17 protein-coding genes and 1 pseudogene are annotated in these 20,397 nt (G+C 61.1%); 8 read left to right on the forward strand and 10 right to left on the reverse strand.

Annotation, left to right across the window (positions count from 1 at the left end; genetic code table 11):
• Positions 1–5 precede the first annotated feature (5 nt).
• Positions 6–1,151 carry a carbohydrate porin gene (locus T281_RS01450; RefSeq protein WP_338053289.1) on the reverse strand — a complete coding sequence of 382 codons (1,146 nt, stop codon included), beginning with the start codon at positions 1,149–1,151 and terminating at the stop codon, positions 6–8.
• Positions 1,152–1,899: 748 nt separating this feature from the next.
• Here T281_RS01450 and T281_RS01455 point away from each other — a divergent pair.
• Positions 1,900–2,421, forward strand: coding sequence for a tetratricopeptide repeat protein (locus T281_RS01455; RefSeq protein WP_081796520.1), 522 nt, complete (start codon positions 1,900–1,902; stop codon positions 2,419–2,421).
• Positions 2,422–2,449: 28 nt separating this feature from the next.
• On the opposite strand, the gene T281_RS01460 is transcribed toward T281_RS01455, so the two are convergent.
• Complete coding sequence (locus tag T281_RS01460) at positions 2,450–2,959, reverse strand: DedA family protein (protein ID WP_245269121.1); 510 nt, start codon at positions 2,957–2,959, stop codon at positions 2,450–2,452.
• Between the two features lie 6 nt (positions 2,960–2,965).
• Between T281_RS01460 and T281_RS19445 the strand changes: the two genes are divergently transcribed.
• Positions 2,966–3,412 (forward strand): hypothetical protein, encoded by a 447-nt coding sequence (locus tag T281_RS19445; RefSeq protein WP_210336156.1) that lies wholly within the window; start codon positions 2,966–2,968, stop codon positions 3,410–3,412.
• A gap of 32 nt (positions 3,413–3,444) precedes the next feature.
• Here the strand turns inward: T281_RS19445 and recO are convergent, their stop codons facing one another.
• From recO to lepB, 4 genes are all read right to left on the reverse strand, one after another.
• A complete protein-coding gene (gene recO / locus T281_RS01465; protein ID WP_037232986.1) occupies positions 3,445–4,170 on the reverse strand; it encodes a DNA repair protein RecO in 726 nt (241 codons plus the stop codon).
• Positions 4,171–4,281: 111 nt separating this feature from the next.
• Positions 4,282–5,376 (reverse strand): GTPase Era, encoded by a 1,095-nt coding sequence (gene era / locus T281_RS01470; protein ID WP_037232990.1) that lies wholly within the window; start codon positions 5,374–5,376, stop codon positions 4,282–4,284.
• Positions 5,369–6,079, reverse strand: a complete 711-nt coding sequence (rnc, locus tag T281_RS01475; RefSeq protein ID WP_081796521.1) for a ribonuclease III — start codon at positions 6,077–6,079, stop codon at positions 5,369–5,371. Before rnc ends, era begins: the two co-directional genes overlap by 8 nt.
• A gap of 1 nt (position 6,080) precedes the next feature.
• Positions 6,081–6,875: a signal peptidase I gene (gene lepB, locus T281_RS01480; RefSeq protein ID WP_037232993.1), complete on the reverse strand. Its 795-nt coding sequence runs from the start codon at positions 6,873–6,875 to the stop codon at positions 6,081–6,083.
• A gap of 470 nt (positions 6,876–7,345) precedes the next feature.
• On the opposite strand from lepB, the gene T281_RS01485 reads away from it, so the two are divergent.
• Both T281_RS01485 and T281_RS01490 read left to right on the forward strand, forming a co-directional pair.
• The gene (locus tag T281_RS01485; RefSeq protein WP_037232995.1) at positions 7,346–8,224 is read left to right on the forward strand and encodes an outer membrane protein; all 879 of its coding nucleotides are present in this window, start codon (positions 7,346–7,348) and stop codon (positions 8,222–8,224) included.
• A gap of 298 nt (positions 8,225–8,522) precedes the next feature.
• A complete protein-coding gene (locus T281_RS01490) occupies positions 8,523–9,398 on the forward strand; it encodes an outer membrane protein (protein WP_081796522.1) in 876 nt (291 codons plus the stop codon).
• Positions 9,399–9,651: 253 nt separating this feature from the next.
• Here T281_RS01490 and T281_RS01495 read toward each other — a convergent pair whose 3' ends face one another.
• The 4 genes and pseudogenes from T281_RS01495 to T281_RS01505 form a co-directional block, all read right to left on the reverse strand.
• Positions 9,652–11,016 (reverse strand): TRAP transporter large permease, encoded by a 1,365-nt coding sequence (locus T281_RS01495; RefSeq protein ID WP_037233048.1) that lies wholly within the window; start codon positions 11,014–11,016, stop codon positions 9,652–9,654.
• An 87-nt stretch (positions 11,017–11,103) separates the two neighbouring features.
• Positions 11,104–11,616: pseudogene (locus T281_RS19700) on the reverse strand (TRAP transporter small permease); the annotation flags it as partial.
• Positions 11,616–12,629 (reverse strand): TRAP transporter substrate-binding protein DctP, encoded by a 1,014-nt coding sequence (dctP, locus tag T281_RS01500; RefSeq protein WP_037233011.1) that lies wholly within the window; start codon positions 12,627–12,629, stop codon positions 11,616–11,618. The gene dctP and the pseudogene T281_RS19700, both read right to left, overlap by 1 nt.
• A gap of 819 nt (positions 12,630–13,448) precedes the next feature.
• Positions 13,449–14,411 carry a LysR family transcriptional regulator gene (locus T281_RS01505; RefSeq protein WP_037233014.1) on the reverse strand — a complete coding sequence of 321 codons (963 nt, stop codon included), beginning with the start codon at positions 14,409–14,411 and terminating at the stop codon, positions 13,449–13,451.
• A 211-nt stretch (positions 14,412–14,622) separates the two neighbouring features.
• Between T281_RS01505 and T281_RS01510 the strand changes: the two genes are divergently transcribed.
• From T281_RS01510 to T281_RS17290, 4 genes are all read left to right on the forward strand, one after another.
• Positions 14,623–16,080 (forward strand): FAD-binding oxidoreductase, encoded by a 1,458-nt coding sequence (locus tag T281_RS01510; RefSeq protein WP_052036902.1) that lies wholly within the window; start codon positions 14,623–14,625, stop codon positions 16,078–16,080.
• Positions 16,073–17,296: an FAD-binding protein gene (locus T281_RS01515; protein ID WP_037233017.1), complete on the forward strand. Its 1,224-nt coding sequence runs from the start codon at positions 16,073–16,075 to the stop codon at positions 17,294–17,296. The genes T281_RS01510 and T281_RS01515 overlap by 8 nt, the downstream gene beginning before the upstream one ends.
• 4 nt (positions 17,297–17,300) lie before the next feature.
• Positions 17,301–18,659 (forward strand): glycolate oxidase subunit GlcF, encoded by a 1,359-nt coding sequence (gene glcF / locus T281_RS01520; protein WP_037233020.1) that lies wholly within the window; start codon positions 17,301–17,303, stop codon positions 18,657–18,659.
• Between the two features lie 181 nt (positions 18,660–18,840).
• A complete protein-coding gene (locus T281_RS17290) occupies positions 18,841–20,316 on the forward strand; it encodes an extensin-like domain-containing protein (protein WP_052036904.1) in 1,476 nt (491 codons plus the stop codon).
• Positions 20,317–20,397 lie beyond the last annotated feature (81 nt).

Raw genomic sequence — 20,397 nt, forward strand, 5'->3', positions numbered from 1 at the left:
CCAAGTCAGTAGGCGATGCTGACGCGAACGCCGCCATAGACCGCGTCCTTGTTTTCCGCGACGCCTCCAGCCGGATTCCACATGTATTGCAGGTCAGGCTGGATCGCGAAGCCCGGCGCGATTTGAAACTTGTAGAACACTTCCGCCACGGCTTCGAAATTGCGGACGCGGTAGGACGAGTCTTCATAATCGCGAAGGTAACGATCCGCCCTGCTTGCATCGCCAGAGACCAGCACGTAGTCAATGGCTGCGCCAAAAGTGTCGTCCGGACGATTCGGAACGTAACCTTTCAAGAACACCCCGCCATCAATGTAGAACGCGATGAGGTTGCGGTCTGACGGCGCCCCCGCGACCCGCGCAAAGGCAAAGACGCCCTTCTCGGGGTCATCCGGGAGCGCATAAATCTGCTGATCGATCATGGCATAGAAGCTGTAGTTGCCAGAGTACACGCGCCGAGCGACATTGACACCGTTGTCGATCAGCGTTGCTGAGTAGGCATCTTTGAAGTTTCCGAAGTGCTGCCATGCGCCGAATTTGATGACGCCGGGAAGGCTCAGTACATCGCTTGATGCTTTTTCCTTATCCCTGTCCTTCTTGCCCCCCCCTTTTCCGTCGCCCTTATCCCCGTCCTTCGCGCGCTGATTATACTTGTACTGTATCTCCTCGATCACGAACGGCGGGTCTTGCACACGGAAATCGGTGCCGTTGCGGTTGCAGCGTTGTCCGTCCTCGCAGCCGGCCGGATTGCCATTATAGATCGCGCCGAGAAATGTCAGGTTGTCGGTCATCTCGACTTTCACACGCGCGCCGGGAGTCGCCAGAGGATAGGCGTTGCCGCCGTTCGGCAGATTGTTAGCCCAGATAGCCGGCCAGCCGAATGAGGAGTTAAGAAACTTGCCGCCAGTGTCGGTGGTGAAGAACTCGGCGTCGACCGCGAGTTGACCGGCGCGCACCGACACGCTCTCGCCGAATTTCTGTTCGAGCCAAAGCTCAAACAGGCGCGTGGACGGCAGCGCCTCGATGGAACTTATGTAATCGAACGGGTAGCCGAGATATTTTTCGAGCCCCGCGCCGTGGATCTGATAGCCGTTTACGTGGAATGTCAGCCCCTTGGCTCCCCACAGCTTTTCGAGATCGGCGTCGACGAGGATTTCAAGGCGACCGAGGTAAGTGGTGACGTCCTCCCTGCCGCCGGAGCTACTCCACGCGCGTCCTTGTCCGGTCCGCCATCAAGGCTTGTGGCGATGGATTGTTCAGGCAGGCCGTCTTTTTCGTCTGCAAGTGCGGGGGTCGCACCAATAGCCAGCGCCAGGAATATTGCTGAGCAGCACGCGGCAAGCCTCATCGTCAAGACTCTAAAGCGCACGCCCCTGCAAGGGGCGCTCCGGCCTGATTGGAGCCACGTCACAACGCTTCTTTCCCGTCTATAGAGCTTCGGTTCCAGCTCTCTGAACGCCATATCCTAGTGCCAGTCTCGGCCCTCGATTGATATTCAAGGCTGAACGCAACCGGTAGATGCGGCGATAGCTGAGTCGGCGGGGTGCGGTCAATCGGCGAAACGCAATAAAACAGAGGTTAGAGAGTTACGTTATGGCCGTATTGGCAGAAATGCACTCGATTATAACTATTATAAATCGCATTAAACGATGTATTATTGCTGTTTCACCAATAAAATTTATGGTGGTCATGTATCGCTTCAAATAATCACGACATCTATTGCGCCGATGCAACCCAGGAGCCTCAAGAAGTGTATCCATTGGACATGTTGCGCAAGCTCGCGGCAAGTCAATCTTCTTAAGTTGACTGGAGGCTCAAGCCAAGGCCCCGGCTACGCTCCTTGCCATAAAGCGAGCGCGGTTCGCGATTGGCGTGCGCCGCCAACAAAAAGGGAGCCGCTCGATGCGTTTTACTGCGGTGGTCTGCGGCGCTCTTGCGCTCGCCGGAACTGTTGCGCATGCTGACGGAGGCACGGCTTCAGACCTGTGCCAAAGCGCTCTGCGGAAAGCCGCGTTGCCGGAGGCCGTCGCGCTCTGCTCGCGGGCTGTGGACGCGAACCCGGCCGATGCACGGGCCCTGACGCACCGGGGCGGCGCATTTCTCGCTCTGGCGCAATTCGAGCGCGCTTATGAGGATCTGGTCCGATCAGCGGCGCTGGACGACGGAAATCCGCTGACTTTCTACAACCTCGGCGTTTATTTCGACAAGACCAAAAACCCCGAAAAAGCGGTGGAAGCCTATTCGACCGCCATCCGGCTTAGCCCCGGCAATCCCGTAGGGTACTACAATCGCGCCAAGGCGTACGAGCGCCTTTGCAGAAGCGGCGAGGCCCTGCGCGATTATCAGAAGATCCGGGAAATTGCCCCGGGGATGGCGAGCGCGCGTGCGATCCCGACTTCGGTGGAGGCGTGCTCGTCTAATTGAGTTCGACAGGGATTGGCGCCAGCGCGCCCTACTCGGCCGGGACGCTTGTTTCGTCGGGTGATGGGCGCCGCTTGCGACGATCCTTCGCGCTCGTCCCCTGAACCTTGACCGCGATGATCGTGAACAGCGCCGTAAGCGCAAGCACGATAGCGGCGATGACGACCCAGCCTCCGGTGCTCACCTCGCTGAAGTCCCCGACCTCCCGAGCGAAGAAGTAGCCCGGCAGCAGCATGAACGGCACCCACGCGATGGCGGACGTGACATTCGCGATCTGGAAGGTGAGGTGACGCATCCGCATGATGCCCGCCACCAGCGGAATCGTGGACCGGACCGGGCCGAGAAAACGGCCGATGAAGATCGAAAGGAACCCATATTTGCGGAAGAAAAGCCGCGCCCGCGCGACGCCTTCCTTTTCGCGGTTGAGCGGCCATCGATGCACCACGCTGGGGCCGATCCAGCGGCCGAACCAGTAAGTGACGGCATCGCCGAGGCACGCGCCCGCAATGGACCACAAGATGACCGTCGTGGGATCTAGCATGCCCTTTTGGATAAGACCGCCGGTGAAAAGCATGATCGCCGTGGCGGGAAAGAAAAGACCGACCAGGATCAGGGATTCGCCGAACGCGATGACGGCGAGGATGGGCCCAGCCAGATCCTTATTCACGAGGATGAATTCCTGGATACTTCCGAGGACGTCCACGAAAAACCTTTCTATGCGGCTGACCGGGCGGCTTTAGTTTTGGTCTGGTGGCGCAGGATACGCCGTTTCTTTGAGCGGCGCCTGGAAACCGGTGCGGCCAACACCCGCTACCCACGAATAGGCCAGCGTTGCGACGTGTGCCAAACACTAAATGGCGAAACGCATCCCTTTCCGCAATTCAAAATGGTTGTACACCGCCACTATAACAGGACGGAACAGTTAAGGTTGTGCTTCGAAGGTCCAAGCGTCGCTGCGCGGCTGCCGACCGACCGTCCTGCGATGGCCGCATAGGCGCGCCGGCGGTTGCGTGGAGTTGCGGGGCCTCATGTCCTGCGCCGCAGCGCGCGCGCGAATTCATCCCGCGCCGTGGGCAGCGGCTTGCCACTTTCAGCGAAGACATGCACCGCGAGAAAATGGCCGGTGAGTAGCAGTCCCGCTTCGATCTCCGCGTCGGACGGCGCGGCCGCGCTGGCCGCGTTCGCAAGAAAGGCGGGCAATGGAAGCAGGCGGTCGGCATAAGGTTCGCCCGCCTCGCGGCAGACCGCCTGACCGGATTTCGGCGAGACGTAGATGAGGTCGTCCGCGCGCCCCGTCGCGGCGCATGTCGTGAGATTGAGGCCGAAGCCGAGTTCGTTCAGAAAGCGCAGTTCGAAGCGGATGAAGGCGGCGGAGAAACTTGCGTCGGATGCATGCGCGAGGCAGTCCTGCGCGGCGTCGTACAGAGCGGGGTGCGGATCGCGTTCCGCCAGAACCTGCAAGAGCGCGGCCAAAGCCGTCATGCCCGCGAGCGCTGACGGATCGTCGAGCGCGTTCGCGGCCGTGGCTCGCGCGAGTTCGACGGTATAGACGCCGAGCTGGTCGTCGAGACGGGCGCGCCATTCGACGCCGAGCGTGTTTCCCGTTTGCAGGAGCGGGCGGAGACGGCGGGACCGGCCCCCCTTCACGAGCCCCTTGGCGCGGCCGTTGGAGCGCGTGAAAATGTCGGCGATGACGCTCGTTTCGCCGTGCGGGCGACCTGCGAGGAAGATGCCGTCGTCAACCCATCTCATGGCCTACCTATTTCCTGGCCATGCGCGTCGCGAATGTCGACGTCAGCCGCTCGCAAAGCAGCGGATCGCCGGGGAGGCGTTCGCGAGCGTCCGTCGAAGGCGCGCGGCGCGTCATTTCTTGGGGAAATCGAGGCCCATCTCGCGATAGCGTTCGGGATCGTCGGCCCAGTTTTCCCGCACCTTCACGAACAGGAAGAGATGCACCGGCGTCTCGATGGCCTCTTCGATCTCCTTGCGCGCTTCCATGGAGATATGCTTGATCGCCTGCCCTTTGGCGCCGAGCACGATCTTGCGCTGGCTTTCACGTTCCACGAAAATCGTCTGCTCGATGCGCACCGCGCCCTTGCGAACGGTTTTCCAACTCGTCGTTTCGACGGTGGAGGAATAGGGGATTTCCTCGTGCAGCCGGATGAACATTTTCTCGCGTGTGATCTCGGCCGCCCATTGGCGCAGCGGCGCATCCGCGATCTGGTCCTCCGGGAAGAGCCACGGACCATAGGGCATGCGCGCGGCGAGAAAGCCTCGCAGATCTTCCACGCCGTCGCCCGAAAGCGCCGAGATCATGAACAGACTCTCAAGCTTGAGCCGCTCGGACGCCTCGCCCGCGAGCGCCAGCAGCTTCTCCTTGTGGATCTTGTCCACCTTGTTCAGCGCCAGGATGAGCGGGATCTTGAGGTTCGCCGCCTCGTTCACGATGGGATCGACCGTGTCGTCGAAGCCGCGCGCCGCATCCACCACGAGCACGGCGACATCCGCCTCGCGCGCCTCGGTCCAGGCGGTTTCCACCATCGCGCGATCGAGCCGACGCTTCGGCGCGAAGATGCCCGGCGTGTCGACGAGCACGATCTGCGCCTCGCCATCGAGCGCGATGCCACGAACGCGCGTGCGCGTCGTCTGCGCCTTGTGCGTGACGATGGAGACTTTCGCGCCGACCAGCGCATTGACGAGCGTCGATTTACCCGCGTTCGGCGCGCCGATCACGGCCGCGAAGCCGCAGCGGCTTCCAGCGCCCGCTGAGGGCCGTTCCCCGCTCTCCGCTACCGGCGCGGGAACCGGCCCACCATCCTCTTCAGACAGGCGCCGACGCTCATACACGGGCACTTGCGGGCGATCCTGCTCTGTGGCGCCAGTGGTTTCGGCGGCTTCGTCCTCGACATGCTCGTTGTCTTCGAGAGCGTCAGTCTTGTTCTTCTTGTTCTCAGGCATGTTCTCGTTCCGGTTGGCCGACGCCTTCGCGCTTTAACAGCGCTTCCGCTGCGGCCTGCTGTGCCTTCTTGAGCGACGAGCCCGTGCCGCGCTCCGGCTTCAATCCCTGCACCCTGACCTCGACCGTAAAGTTCGGCGCGTGATCGGCTCCGGAACGCTCGACCTCATGATAATCAGGCAAGCCGCGCTTCTGGCTTTGCGCGAATTCCTGAAGCGCCGTCTTGGCATCGGGGGCGGGCGGCTCGCCTGACGCGATGAACGGCTCCCAGTGGCGATGCACGACTGTTTCCGCCGCAGCAAAACCGCCGTCGACCGAAATTGCTCCCAGCAGCGCTTCCACGGCGTCGGCGAGAATGACGTCCTTCTTCCGCCCGCCGGACCGCGCCTCGCTCGGCGCCATGACGAGATGGGGGCCAAGCTCAAGCTTCAACGCCACCTCGGCGCACGTCGTCTTGCAGACGAGCGCGTTGAAATGTCGGGCAAGCTCCACCTCGCGCGCTTTGGGGAAGCGCTCGAAGAGCAGCGCTGCGATCGAAAGGCCGAGCACCCGGTCGCCCAGAAACTCCAGCCGCTCGTTGTCGCGGCCGCCCTTTTCGCTGCGCGCACTCGAATGGGTAAGGGCCTCCGCGAGAAGGCCCCGTTCCTGAAATTGATAGCCGAGCGAAGCTTCGAGCTCCTCGACGCGTGGTTTCTTGATAGGCAACTCAGTGAATCACGGTTCCGATCCGCGACCAGCGGATCTCCAGGGGCCAACGCCAAGGGGCGAGCCAGGTCGCGGACTCGTCAAGGGAGAAGAACAGCACGCGGGCGCGGCCCACGAGGTTTTCCGAAGGAACGTAGCCGATGCCGTTTCCATCGAAGAAGCGGCTGTCGGCGGAATCGTCGCGGTTGTCGCCGAGGAAAAAGTAGTGCTGCGGCGGCACGACAAACACTTCCGTATCGTCAGCCGCGCCGAACCGGCCGAGACGGCAGGTTTCCGAAAGCTTTTGCGTCAGATAGCTGCGACCGCTCGGCAGCGTCTCGCGATACTGGTGCACCGTCTGATTCGGCCCGCATTTCGTATCCATCACCGCGTCGGGCGCGCGCTCGCGCTTCACGCCCTCGCCGTTGACATAGAGTTGCCCGCCAATCAACTGGATGCGGTCGCCGGGCAACCCGACAAGGCGCTTGATGTAATCGGTGGAATTGTCGCGAGGAGTCTTGAAGACGATGACATCGCCGCGGTCGGGATCGGATGCGAGAATCCGCCCGTTGAACATCCCCGCTCCGAAGGGGAAGGAGTATTTGCTGTAGCCGTAGCTGTATTTCGAGACGAACAGATAATCGCCGACGAGCAGCGTCGGGATCATGGAGCCGGATGGAATATTGAACGGCTGAAAAAGGAAGATGCGGATCACGATCGCGATGGCGATGGCCTGAAGAAGGACGACCGCGAGATCGTACGCACTGCTCTCCTTCTTATCCTTCTCTTGGGTCACTTCGGTTTTCACGCTCATCATTCCGATCCGGTTCAAGTCTGACGTGCTCGCGGCTTATGCGCGAGAACAAAAAGGGATGAGCGCGTTTCAACGCCAGATCGCCGCTGATTATGGGTGAGCCCGCTCAGCGCCTGATATAGCCGATGTCGCGCCGAAAGCAAGAACGAGGCGCGAATGCGCGCCCGACGAGACGCGCCCCTCCAACCTCTCCTGCACTGTCCGCAAACCAACCCAAGTATAAGATAAGTTGTAATTTGGGTCATTCATGCTTTCGTACACGTCAAGATTGTTGCAAACACGCAATAGTGGATAAAATTCATCAATACAATCTTGAGTTACATCGGATTATAAGCCCTAACTACGAGGCGCAGCATGAGATTCGCTGACTGTGAGTTGGATGCATCTGTCTCGTTGTTTGGAGTGCGCGTGTCATGAGGCTTCAAGGGCCATCATCGCGCGGAGCTGAAACCTGAACAAGACGGGGATTCATAATGAGAAAATTGAGCGCTCCGCTTCTGGGCCTTACGCTCACGAGCGCACTGGCCCTTTCGGCGCAAGCGGCGGACGTCTATCGTGGCGGCGGTCTGAAGGACGTTCCCGAGGTCATCCCGGTGCAAACCTGGACGGGCTTCTATATCGGCGGCAACGTCGGCGGCGCCTTCGTCGACAACAACAACAAGAACCGCTGGTACGACGGCGACGGCCCTTGGCATACCGAGAAGGTGAAGGTCGACCACGAATGGACCAGAGTCACTGTTTACGACGGGAACGACTTCTGGGCCAACCGCAACGGCGATGATTCCTATTTCATCGGCGGTGTGCAGGCCGGTTTCAACTGGCAGCGCGTGGGTTCGCCGCTGGTTGTGGGTTTCGAAGTTGACGCCGATTTCTCGGATAACGTCGATTATCTCGTGTCGGCACGCGGCAAGCTCGGCTTCGGCTTCCAGAACGTGCTGCTCTATGCAACGGGCGGCGGCGCATGGATCGGCCTGAACAACGATAACAAGTTCGACTATGGCGGCGAGGGCTGGACGAGCGGCTGGGGCGATAATGTGGTGGATCACACCTACACCGTCTCCCGCCGCGACAACGACAAGAACTTCGCGGGTTGGGTCGTCGGTGGCGGTATCGACTTCAAGCCGGGCACGTTCGGCCTCTTCAACTTCCTCGGCTCGAATGTGAGCTTCGGCGTCCTCGGCCTGTATTACAACTTCGAGAACGCAAACAACCGTTCCTGGGACGTTTATAACGACAACGGTCAATACTGGCGCTATGGCAATAAGGACGATCTCGACTTCTGGACCGTCACGGCGCGTCTCAACTGGAACTTCGGTGGCGACTACGCCGTGGCAGCTGTTCCCCTGAAGTAGTTTCCGCGCAACGCAAATGGAAAGACCGGCACAAACGCCGGTCTTTTTTTATGTGCTAAGGAAGCGTTTCGTTGGCAAATCAGGTTGGAGCTGTTGCAGGGAATCAACAGGCAGTAGGCCCAACTAATTCATAAGCCATTGAATTCAAAGGAGTTCAATCTATCCCGGCGCGCGCGAGTACCCGTAAAACGTGTTGCGATAGCATTCGCTATCTTGAGTTTAGCGGGCAGCCGTGTAAACACTTATTGAGTGTAGCGTTATCATGTCATGCAATCTAGGCGGGATAGGAGTGAGGGTTATGTCTGTTTGTGTTGTGCGGGCGAGTGCGTTGGCAGCCGGTGCGTTTGCAATCATCGGTTCTGCGAGTGCTGCGGATATTTATGGCGGCGGCGGTTATGGCGGTTATAAGGACGCGCCCATCATTGTGGCAGCGCCCACATGGACCGGGTTCTATGTCGGTGGCCATCTCGGCGCGGCGTGGACGAATCTCGAAACCCGGCGGAATACCTATCATGACGGCGACCCGCTTCCCACCGGCGTCACGGTCGCTCCATACGATTACAGCACATTCGGTGGAAACGGTCTGAACACAACCGGCGCGTTCGGCGGTGGTCAGTTCGGCTACAACTGGCAGACAGGCGGCAATTTCGTGCTCGGCATCGAAGTGGATGTCGGCGGCCTTCAGGGCGACAACGAGCGCACGTTCGCCGCCGCGACTTATGACAGTGCTGCTCTGGATGAGATTGACCACATCGCGGTCGTGAACGTCAAATCGCAAGGCGGCATCTACGGCGACGTGACGGGCCGCCTTGGCTACGCCTGGGGCAACACGTTGCTCTATCTGAAAGGTGGCTTTGCGTGGCTTGCCACCGACCTGAAGGTGCGTGCGGCCATCACAGATATCGACGGCGGCACGGCCTACTACAGCCGGAGCTTTGACAACACGCTCACCGGTTGGACGGCTGGCGGCGGCTTGGAATACCAGTTCAACCCGAATTGGACCATGAAAGTCGAGTATCTTCACTTCGACTTCAGCCTCGACGACAACAACTGGCGTTGGGATGAAGGCAACAATTGGAAGATATTCAAGGACAACGTGACGGCCGACACCGTGAAGCTCGGCTTCAACTATCGCTTCGTGTCGTCGCCCGCCGCATACGTTCCGCTGAAGTAGCACCGGCGTGCCGGTCTCCGACGACTAGGAGCAAGGTGCTCTGTACATGCATAAAGCGGAGACCGACGGGTCTCCGCTTGTGGTCATGCCGGATGCGAACGTCATACGTGCATCATGAATGTGCCGGGAGCCTAGCAAAAGACCGAAAGGAATAGCAACGCGAGAGTCGTCCCTTTCAGATTTGTGCGGCGACAGCTTCAAAGGCGATTCGCGTCGCCTGGGACACCAGTGGCGTGCCAGGCGGCGCGAAATTTTAGCTGACGAGGCTCGGCAGGAACATCGCGATCTGCGGGAAGAAACAGATCAGGACGACGCCGACGAACATCAGGAACACGAAGGGAAGTGCGCCCCACATGACCGTCGAGAGCGGAATATCGGGCGCGATGTTCTTGATGACGAACAGGTTGAGACCGACGGGCGGATGAATGAGGCCCATTTCCATGACGATGGTCATAACGACGCCGAACCAGATCAGATCGAAGCCGGCGGCCCTGAGCGGCGGCAGGATGATCGGGGCTGTCATCAGAATGATCGACACCGGCGGCAGGAAGAAGCCAAGTATCACCACGAACACCAGGATCGACGACAGCAGCTCCCATCTCGAAAGACCGAGCGACGTCAACCACATCGCTGCGCTTTGCGAAATATGCAGATAGCTCATCACATAGGAGAACAGGAGGGAGAACCCGATGATGAGCAGGAGCATCGAGCTTTCGCGCATGGTGCCCGTAAGGATCGGCATCAGTCGCTTCGGCCGCCATACGCCGTACATCACACCGATGACGAGCAGCGCGAGGATGGCGCCGACGCCCGCGGTTTCCGATGGTGTCGCATAGCCCGCGTAGAGCACGACCATGACGCCCGCCAGGATGGTGACGAACGGCATCACCCAAGCGACCATCGTGATCTTCTGGCGCAGCGTGTAATGATCCACATGCAGGATTGCAGCGTTTTGTGCCGCTTCCCCGCGCTCCACCGCCGCCAGCGCTTGCCGCTTCTCCCGGCTGAACTTCCACGAAGCGTAGCACGCGAAAAGTACGATCAGAAGCAAGCCGGGACCAATGCCCGCCAGGAACAGCTTGCCGAGCGAAACTTCGGCAGCCACGGCGTAGAGAAGCATGGTTACCGAAGGCGGAAGCAGGATGCCGAGGGTACCGCCCGCTGCGATGATACCCGCCGCAAGACCGGGCGAGTAGCCGCGTTTGCGCATCTCCGGGATACCGGCCGACCCGATGGCGGAGCAGGTTGCGGGCGAGGAACCCGCCATGGCAGCGAAGAGGCCGCAAGCGAGCGTGTTCGCCACGCCGAGACCGCCGGGTACCTTGTGCAGCCACGCGTGCAGAGCGGAGTAGAGGTCTTTGCCTGCGTCGGACCGGCCGATCGCAGCGCCCTTCAGGATGAACAGCGGGATGGCGAGCAGGATGACGTTAGCAAGTTCCTCATAGACGTTCTGCGCGATGGTATCGACAGACGCTCGTGGCATGAAAAGGAACATGAAGATCGTCGCAACCACACCCAACGCGAACGCGATGGGGATGCCCGAGAACATGATAAGGAGCGTCGCCGTGCAGTAGGCGATGCCGATGGTCGCGGGAGAATAGCCCTGAAGCAAAGGCATCACGGGACGCTGCCACAGGACCAGCGCGGCGAATGCGGCAAGGCCCAACACGAGCATGACGATCGAGCGCTCGCCTACCTGCAGCGCGAGTTGCAGCGCGAGCACGGCAAAACCGACCGTCATCACGAGATAGGGTATCCAAAGCGGAGCACCCCATGACGACTGCGAGATCTGCCCTTCAGCCCAAGCTTCGTGGAAAAGCTCGCCCGCCTTCCACGCTACAAACGCGATGAAAATGAGCGAGACGGTGTCGATGAACACGTCACGCGCCACTTTCGCGCGGCGAGGCAGGAAAGACGCCAGGATCTCGATGCCGATGTGACCCCGACGCGCCTGAACGGCCGCCGCCGACAGGAACACCGCACCGGCAACGAGAAACACCTCCATCTCATCCTGCCAGACCATGCCCTGGCCGGTGAAGTGCGATAGAAGGACGCCAACCGTCAGAACGCCCGAAGCGACGATGAGAGAGATAGACGCGAGATTGAAGAGAAGATCGACGAACCGGCGAAAGGCACCCCGAAGGATGCTCTCGCCGGAATGATCCAAGTTCCGGTCATCCGCTAGGATGGCGTCGGAATGCAGTTCGCTGGCCGACATCAGGAAACGGCACGCGCGCTGGCAAGGAGTTCAGCGGCTTCGGTGGACTTCGACGCGAAGTCTTTCCACGCCGTCTCTTCGGCGAGCTTGCTCCACGCCGCAAGTTCTTCCGGCTTGAGGTCGACGACCGTTTTGTTGAGGCCCGCATAAAGCTTCGCGATCGCTTCGTCGTCCTTCTTCGCCTCGACCGTGCCAAACCATTCCATTTCCTGACCGACATCGAGAATGATCTTCTGCTGGTCGGCAGGCAACGAGTCGAAGATGTCCTTCGACATCAAGAGCGGCTCGCACATGAACCAGATGGCGCCCGTGCGGGCCGTCGTGATGGAGTTGCAGAGTTCTTCAACCCGGAAGGAGATAAGGCTCGTCGAAGAGGTCAGAGCGGCGTCGAGCGCGCCCGTCTGCATGCCAAGATAGATTTCATTGGACGGCATGGTCGAAACCTGCGCGCCCGCCGCAGTCAGCATGAGGTCAAACTCGCGGCTACCGCCACGGATTTTCAGGCCCTTCACGTCATCCGGGACGCGAATCGCCTTTTTGAGCGACGCCGCGCCGCCCGCCTGCCAGACCCAAGTGATAAATTTCACGCCCTTGGATTCTGCGATCTTGGAGAGAGACTGGCCGATCGGCGCATCCTTCCACTTCGCGCCTTGCTCATAGGACGTGACGAGAAGCGGCATCAGGCCGAGGTTCAGCGCCTGCACCTCGCTGCCGGCATAGGGCAGGGGATAGAGCGAAAAATCGAGCGCGCCTTTGCGCAGCGCAGAAAACTGCGCGAACGTCTTCATGAGAGACGAGCCGGGATAGATTTCGAACTTCAGCGCGCCGTTCGTGCGCTTCTCGACCTCGGCGGCGAACCGGCGCACAAGCCGATCGCGGAAATCGCCCTGATCGATCGTGCCGCCTGGGAACTGATGAGAGATCTTCAGCGTGCGGACACCTTGCGCCCGAAGAAGCCCAGGCGCTGCTATGGAAAGGGCGGCGCCGCCGATGAATGCCCGTCTCGAAATCATGGCGTTCTCCAATTTTTTGTCAGGAGGGGTCGTTCGTGCGCCTTTCTTATAGCATCCGGCCGTCGCGGGAAGGGAATCATTGCAAGCTTAGACTTTGGTCTAAAGCGTATGCAAAATAGAAATAATTGAACACATTGTAGTAGAAGTAGCGGCGTTCGTTTGCGTTTTTTGCGCGAGATTGCCGCTGCCTCCTTAAGGCTTGGTCGGCGGCTTGAGCTAGGGTGCGACGTTTGTGCTCAATGTTAATTAAATATATATTTACGAATGGAATCGGCGAGCGGGTTGGTCTCTAGCGGTCAGCACAATTTCTGACGGAAAACTGATGCAAGGCATTGACTTGAGCGATGCTCTAGTGAAGCGGCGAGACACAACGGTGGGGCCTCGGGCGGGGCGGGAGCCCGGATTACGTGCTCCGTTGATATTAGCCGCGCGTTGCTGCGACTTGCCGAGATTGGCAGCTGGAGCAAGCAGCTTCGCCGGATGAAAAGGACGCGGCGTAGAACGCTACACTACCTACCTCATAAACGATCGAAGGGTTAGCGCAGCCTGAGTTAGTCGCTCGATTGACGAAGATAGGTGTCGTGCTTCGTTCTGTTTTATGGCACCACGCCGCAGCGGACAGGCGCTGCGATCACGACGGGAAGACGCTCGCTGAGGATCGGCGCCGCCGGGACTGAGAGAGATCGCGGCGCTAAGTGCCGTCGTCGACCGAGACGATGGCATTTAACGCCATCACGCGGCGAAGCGCGGCGCGAGACCACGCACGCCATCTGAGCGGCGCGGTGCTGCAAGTCTCGGACGGCCTTGCCAGGGGCCGGATCAAGCTTCGGCGACGGCCTGAGCGTTAACGGCGTTGGGCTTTTTTGCAGAGCGTCCGCTCAGTTCCAGTCCTTCGTCCCAATATGGCGACGGCCCATAGATGGACGCGAGAAAATCCACGAAAACGCGAAGACGTGTCGGAATATACTGCTTGTCCGGGTAGACGGCATACACGGCGACGCCGGGAGCTTCGCGGTATTGGGGAAGCACGTGGACGAGCTTTTTCGAAAGCAGCTCCTCGCGAATTTGCCACGTCGCCCGAAGCGCGATGCCACAATTCGTCACGAGCGCCTGATGCACGATCTCGCTCGAATTCGTCTTGATCTCTCCGGAAAGTTTGAGCGAGACGTCGCCTTCCGGACCCTGCACGCGCCATGTCACGTTGTTTTCGATGAGGATCTTGTGCTTCGCAAGATCGGCGAGCGTCTTCGGGGTGCCGTGCTCTTTCAGATATTCGGGCGTCGCCACGAACAGCCTGCGGCACGGCGCCAGCTTTTTCGCCACAAGGCTCGAATCGTCCAGTTCGGAAATGCGGATCGCGACGTCGATGCCTTCGCGCACGATGTCGAGCATCATGTCCGTCGCGATGATCTCGATGCTGAGGTCGGGATACTGCTTGAGGAACTGGCCAAGATATGGCGCAATATGCAGCCTGCTGAATCCAGTCGGCGCGGTGATCTTGAGCGAGCCGCCCGCGCGCTGGTGGCCGGAGGAGACGAACGCTTCCGCTTCCTGCACCGTCGCGAGAATTTGAACGACGCGCTCGTAAAAACCGCGTCCCGTCTCGGTCAATTGAAGCTGCCGGGTGGTACGATGGAAAAGTCTCGTTCCAAGTCGCGTTTCGAGATGGCTGATGCGCTTGCTAACGACAGCGGGGGAAAGGTCGAGTTCGCGACCGGCGGCTGACATGCTTCCGGCAGTCACTACTCGAGCAAAAATCTCGAGGTCTGCAATCGAAGTCACAAAACCCCTCCTCTGTCACTTTGTATACAATCTGGTCTATTTGTTACACACATGGGACCGTTATAATTGGCCAGCTTGGGCTCCTGTCAAGCCCTTCAGTGCCGTGTAACAAAAGATAATGTTCAATTGCGTAGATAATCCGGCATTGTTGGGAATGGTAGTGAGGTTGTGCCCGCATTGACAGGCGGGGTTTGTCCGCAAAGGGTTATTCATGTCCGTCATCATGCCAAAAGAAGATCTGCGCACCTTGAGCAGAAGGCAAGCGATCATATCGGGGCTGTCCGCAGCCGTCGGTAGCGGCGCGCTCATAAGCGACGAAGCCGGGCTTCGGGCCTTTGAAACGGATGCCCTTACCGCCTACAGACAGCCGCCGCTAGCGGTCGTCTTGCCAAGATCGACGAGCGAGGTTGTTTCTATCGCAAGGTTTTGCAGCGAGAACTGCGTCAAATTGGTCGCCCGCGGCGCGGGTACGTCGCTTTCCGGCGGCGCGATACCGACCGGTGACGCAATTGTGATCGGCCTGTCCCGCATGAACCGGGTGCTCGACGTAAACTTTCTCGACCGCACGGCCACCGTGGAGGCGGGTATCACGAACCTTGCCATCTCCAACGCCGTGGCGCATGCGCGCTTCTTCTATGCGCCGGACCCGTCAAGCCAGCTTGCATGCACGATCGGCGGCAATATCGCGATGAATTCCGGTGGTGCGCACTGTCTGAAATACGGCGTGACCACCAATAACCTTCTCAAGCTGAAGATGGTCCTGATGGACGGCGAGGTGGTCGAACTCGGCGGCGATTTCCTGGACGGCCAGGGCTACGATTTCCTTGGCCTCGCAACCGGCTCCGAAGGGCAGTTCGGCATCGTGACCGAGGCAACCGTGCGCATCCTACCGCAGTCGGAAGGCGCGCGCCCCATGCTAATCGGCTTCGACTCCGCTGAAGCCGCAGGCAATTGCGTCGCCGCCATCATCGCCGATGGTCTCATTCCGGTGGCGCTCGAATTCATGGACAAGCCGGCGATCCGCGTCTGCGAAGAGTTCGCGAAAGCGGATTATCCGCTCGACGTGGAAGCCATGCTGATCGTGGAGGTCGAAGGCTCGCCCGCCGAGATCGAAGACCAGATCGGCCGCGTCGGCGAGATCGCAAGCCGGTTCAATCCGAAGACGCTGCGCGTCAGCCAGAGCGACGCACAATCCGCAGCCATCTGGAAAGGCCGCAAGGCCGCCTTTGGAGCGGTCGGGCGCGTCGCAGACTATTTGTGTATGGACGGCGTCATCCCGCTCGGCAAACTCGCCGAGGTACTGAAGGAGGTGGAAGCCATCGGCAATGGACACGGCCTCAGGGTTGCGAATATCTTCCACGCCGGCGACGGAAATCTCCACCCGATGATCATGTACAACGCGAATGACGAACACGAAAAAGTGATCGCCGAGCAATGCGGCTCCGACATCCTGAAGCTCTGCGTTGACGCGGGCGGGTGCCTCACCGGCGAGCATGGCGTCGGCATCGAAAAGCGCGAGCTGATGCGCTATCAGTATTCCGAAGCCGAACTTCTTCAGCAGATGCGCGTCAAGGCGGCTTTCGATCCCCAATGGCTCCTGAATTACGGCAAGGTCTTCCCGCTCGATCTTCAGGAGCGCTTCGCCGCCGAGGCCCGCGCACATGCCTGACGTAACCATGCCGACAACCGAGGCCGAACTCGCCGATTTCGTCAAGACCGCGCGAGCTTCGAGCACGCCGATCGAAGTGTGCGGCTTCCGCTCCAAACGCGAGGCCGGGCGTCCGGCAAACTGCGCCGCCCTGGTCTCAACCGCGCGGCTTGGCGGCATAGTCTTCTACGAACCATCGGAACTCGTCGTGCGGGCGCGTGCTGGCACGCCGCTCCACGAACTCGAAGCCACGCTGGCGCGGAAAAATCAGGAACTGGCTTTCGAGCCGACCGACCTTTCCCGCATTTACGGCAAGGATTCTATGGCCGCGAGTCTTGGCTCGGTGGCGGCGATGAACATTTCCGGGCCTCGCCGCATTCTCAAAGGCGCGGCCCGCGATTACCTGCTGGGGCTTCGCGCCATCAACGGAGAGGGCGAGACCATCAACGCAGGCGGACGCGTCATGAAGAATGTGACCGGAGTAGACCTCACGCGCGGCCTTTGCGGCTCGTGGGGGACGCTTGCGGTTATCACGGAATTGACCTTCAAGGTGCTTCCCAAGGCACCGGAGACGCGCACCGTGTTTTTCGTCGGTCTCACGGACGAAGCCGCAGTCGGCGTAATGAGCGCGGCCATGGGCACGCCTTACGAGGTTTCCGGCACGATCCATCTTCACGGCGCGCTGGTTGCGCGGCTCGCCGATCCCGAGATCGCACCCGCGAAGACCGCACTCACCGCGCTCAGGCTTGAGGGAAGCCCGCAGAGCCTCGCGCACCGTGTGGAGCGGCTGCGGCGCCTGTTGTCCCCCTTCGGCGAATCCTACGAACTCGACCACGAGCGATCACGTTACCTTTGGGCAGATGTCCGCTCGCTGGCGTTCCTCTCCGCGCAATTCGACCGGCCGCTCTGGCGGATCTCCGTCGCGCCGTCCAAGGCCGCGCCTGTCGTGCGGGCGCTGTCCGCCTTCCTCGACGTCCGTGCCGCCTATGAATGGTCGGGCGGGCTGCTTTGGCTCGAACTGCCGCCCTCCGCCGACGCCAGCGTGACCGACGTGCGCCGCGTGCTGGCCGAATACGACGCGGATTCGATGCTCATGCGCGCGCCCCGCTCGGTGCGCTCCGGCATCGAGGTTTTCCACCCGCAGCCTGTGGCCAAGATGAACCTCGTGCGTGCGCTGAAGAAGTCGTTCGATCCGGCGGGAATTTTGAACCCCGGGCGGATGTATGCGGGAGTCTGAGCGCATGGAAACGAACTTCACCCTCGCGCAGCTTCGCGATCCCCGCATGAAGGAGGCCGACGCCATCCTTCGCAAATGTGTGCATTGCGGATTTTGCATCGCGACATGCCCGACTTACCTGATGCTCGGCGACGAGCGCGACAGCCCGCGCGGGCGCATCTATCTCATCAAGACGATGCTCGAAGGCAAGGCCACGCCGAAGCAGATACGCCCGCATATCGATCGGTGCCTCTCGTGCTATTCGTGCATGACGACCTGCCCGAGCGGCGTGGACTATCGGCACCTGTCCGATTATGCGCGCCAGATCATCGAAACGTCATCCACCCGCGCGCCGGGAGACGAGGCGATCCGCAAGCTTATCCGCACGGTGCTGCCGTATCCGAAGCGGTTCCGCGCCGCGCTTGCCGGCGTTTTTCTCGCGCTTCCCTTCCGGCGGCTGCTGATGCGCTCCCGCTTCAAGACCATCGGCGCGATGCTGAGCCTTGCGCCGCGAAGCCGCGTCAGGAGCGGCGTCTATACCCATACGGAGACGGTGAAGACGGAGAAGCCGCGCCGTGGCCGCGTCGTGCTGTTGCGCGGTTGCGTGCAGCGGGTGCTGAAGCCGAACATCAATGATTCGACCGTGCGTTTCCTGAACCACATCGGTTATGACGTGGTGCTTTCGGAAGGCGAGGGCTGTTGCGGCTCGCTAACGCTGCACATGGGCAAGGAAGCCGAGGCCAAGGCGCTCGCGAAAATCAACATCGACATTTGGCATGACGCCCGCAAGAACGGCCCAATCGACGCCATCGTCATCAACGCCTCGGGCTGCGGTTCGACCGTGAAGGACTACGCGCATCTGTTCGCCGACGATCCGGCCTATGCGGACAAGGCGCGCTATGTTTCGAGCCTCGCGAAGGACGTTTCCGAGTTCGCGGCCTCGCAGAAGATCGACGCGCCCGTCGGTTGGAGCGATATCCGCGTGGCCTATCAATCGTCGTGCTCGATGCAGCACGGCCAGCGCGTGATCGAGGAACCGCGCCAACTTCTGCGCAACGCGGGCTTTACCGTCGTCGAAATCCCGGAAGGGCACATTTGCTGCGGCTCGGCGGGCACCTACAACATGCTTCAGCCGGATCTCGCGAAGGAGCTCAGGGAACGCAAGCTTCAGGCCATCGCAAGCGTGAAACCCGATGTCGTGGCGAGCGGAAATGTTGGCTGCATCAGCCAGCTTTCGGGACCGTTCCCCATCGTGCATACCGTGGAGCTTCTGGATTGGGCGTATGGCGGGCCATGCCCCGAGCCGCTGAAGCACCTCGAAAGCCGCGTCCGGCCGCTTCCGCGCGAGGGAGAAAGCATCGAAGCGGAGGGCGCGCTTGCATAAGGTGCTTGGGCGAAGCCGGGCGGATTACCAACGCGATTCAGTGAAACGTGATCGGCCCCCGGGCACGAAATGATTGCGGAGCGTATGAAACGCATCTGAATAGGGGCGGGCAGTTCGCAATTGACGCCGCAAATCTGAAAGTCGTTCCAACTCATTCCTCAACCGCTTCGGATGATCCGGCATGTTTTTTTCGGCGCGGTGCTACAGACCGGCTGTAATTCTCGCGGGCGCTTCGGCGTTCGCTGCGCTTTGCTTCGTGCCGCAGCCCGCGTTGGCCGCGCCAGCGGGGGTGTTTCAGACCGTGAAGGCGCCACCTTCGCTGGCGGTGGAAGTGCGCCGAAGACATCGCGGCTATCGGCACAGGCGCGGGCGCAGCCCGGCGAAGGACGGTGCGGAGGAAACGCCAGCCCGGAAAGCGAAGCCGCAGGGCGGACGAAGCGACGTTTCCGCCCCGCGCGAGGTTCGCGATCCGCTGCCGCTCCCTGCCTTTCCGACTGCCCCGCCTGAGACGATTTCGAGCGCGGAGCCGGAGCCTCAGAAGCCCCCGCAGCCCCCGGCGCTGCCCGATGCCACGGCAGCGGTTGCGCCGAAAACCGCCACGCCGGAAGCGCAAGGGCTCGCCACGCCCGCTCAACCGCCGTCGCTTGCCGTGTCCACGCCCGAAGCGCCATCGAAACCCGCCGAAGTTTTCGGCCCGCCACCCCCGCCGATCGTCTGGACGCAGGCCGAAATCGAAGCCGCGCGGCGCGATTGCGACTGGCGTCTCCCCGCGCTGGGCGTTGTCCATGAGCGCCTCGACCCGCTGCGCGAGGGCGCGTGCGGCACGCCCGCACCCATCCGGCTGAAGGCGCTTGAAGAGAAGATTGGACCCGCCGTCACCTTCGCGCCCGCGCCGACGATCACATGCAAACTCGGCGAAGCGATGCGGCGCTGGTTCGCGGAGGTCGTGCAGCCGAAGGCGAAGGAGCATCTGAACGCAACCGTCGTTAGCGTCGGTGCGATGTCCGGTTACGACTGCCGCTCGCGCAACGGCGGCTTTTCCCAGCGGATCAGCCAGCACGCCTATGCGAATGCGCTCGACATCGGCTCATTCGTCACCGCGCGCGGCGAAAAGATCGTGCTCGAAGATCATTGGGATGCAGGCGATGAGCGCGCCGCCTTCCTGCGCGCCATCCATGCGGGCGCATGCCGCATCTTCGGCACAACGCTCGGGCCGGAGGCGAACGAGGCGCACAGTAACCACCTCCATCTCGACATGACGGAGCGGCGAAGCCCCCTGTGCGATTTCACGGGTGCGGAGGCGCGTGCGAGGGAGGCGCAGCGCAAGGCAGCGGCGCTGGCTGCGAAGCAGGCGACCACGCCCGTTCCAGTGAGTGGCGCGTTGCCGCCGAAGAAAATGCCGGTTGTATACGGTCCGCCGCTCCCACCCGTTCCCGTTAGCGGCAAGGCGCCGCCAAGCGAAAAGCCGGTGACGGAAGCGCCTGCGCCCGCGTCCATTCCCGTTCCAGCGGCTCCACCCGCCGTGCGCGAGGCGGCGGCACCGAAAGCCATAGCGGAGAAGTCAGTCGAAAAGCCGCGCGCGCAAAAGGCGGGCGAAACACGCCGCCGCAAGCCAATCCGCCGCCGTGCGAGGTTGCCCTTCGGCATCCGCTTTTAAGGGCGGCGCGTAAGAGGAAGCTTTGCCTTAGCTGACGAGAGGGCGGGCAGGCGCGATCCCCGCGAGAGCCCGCTGAAACTA

Source organism: Rhodomicrobium udaipurense JA643, assembly GCF_000636015.1.
Taxonomy (GTDB): Bacteria; Pseudomonadota; Alphaproteobacteria; order Rhizobiales; family Rhodomicrobiaceae; genus Rhodomicrobium; species Rhodomicrobium udaipurense.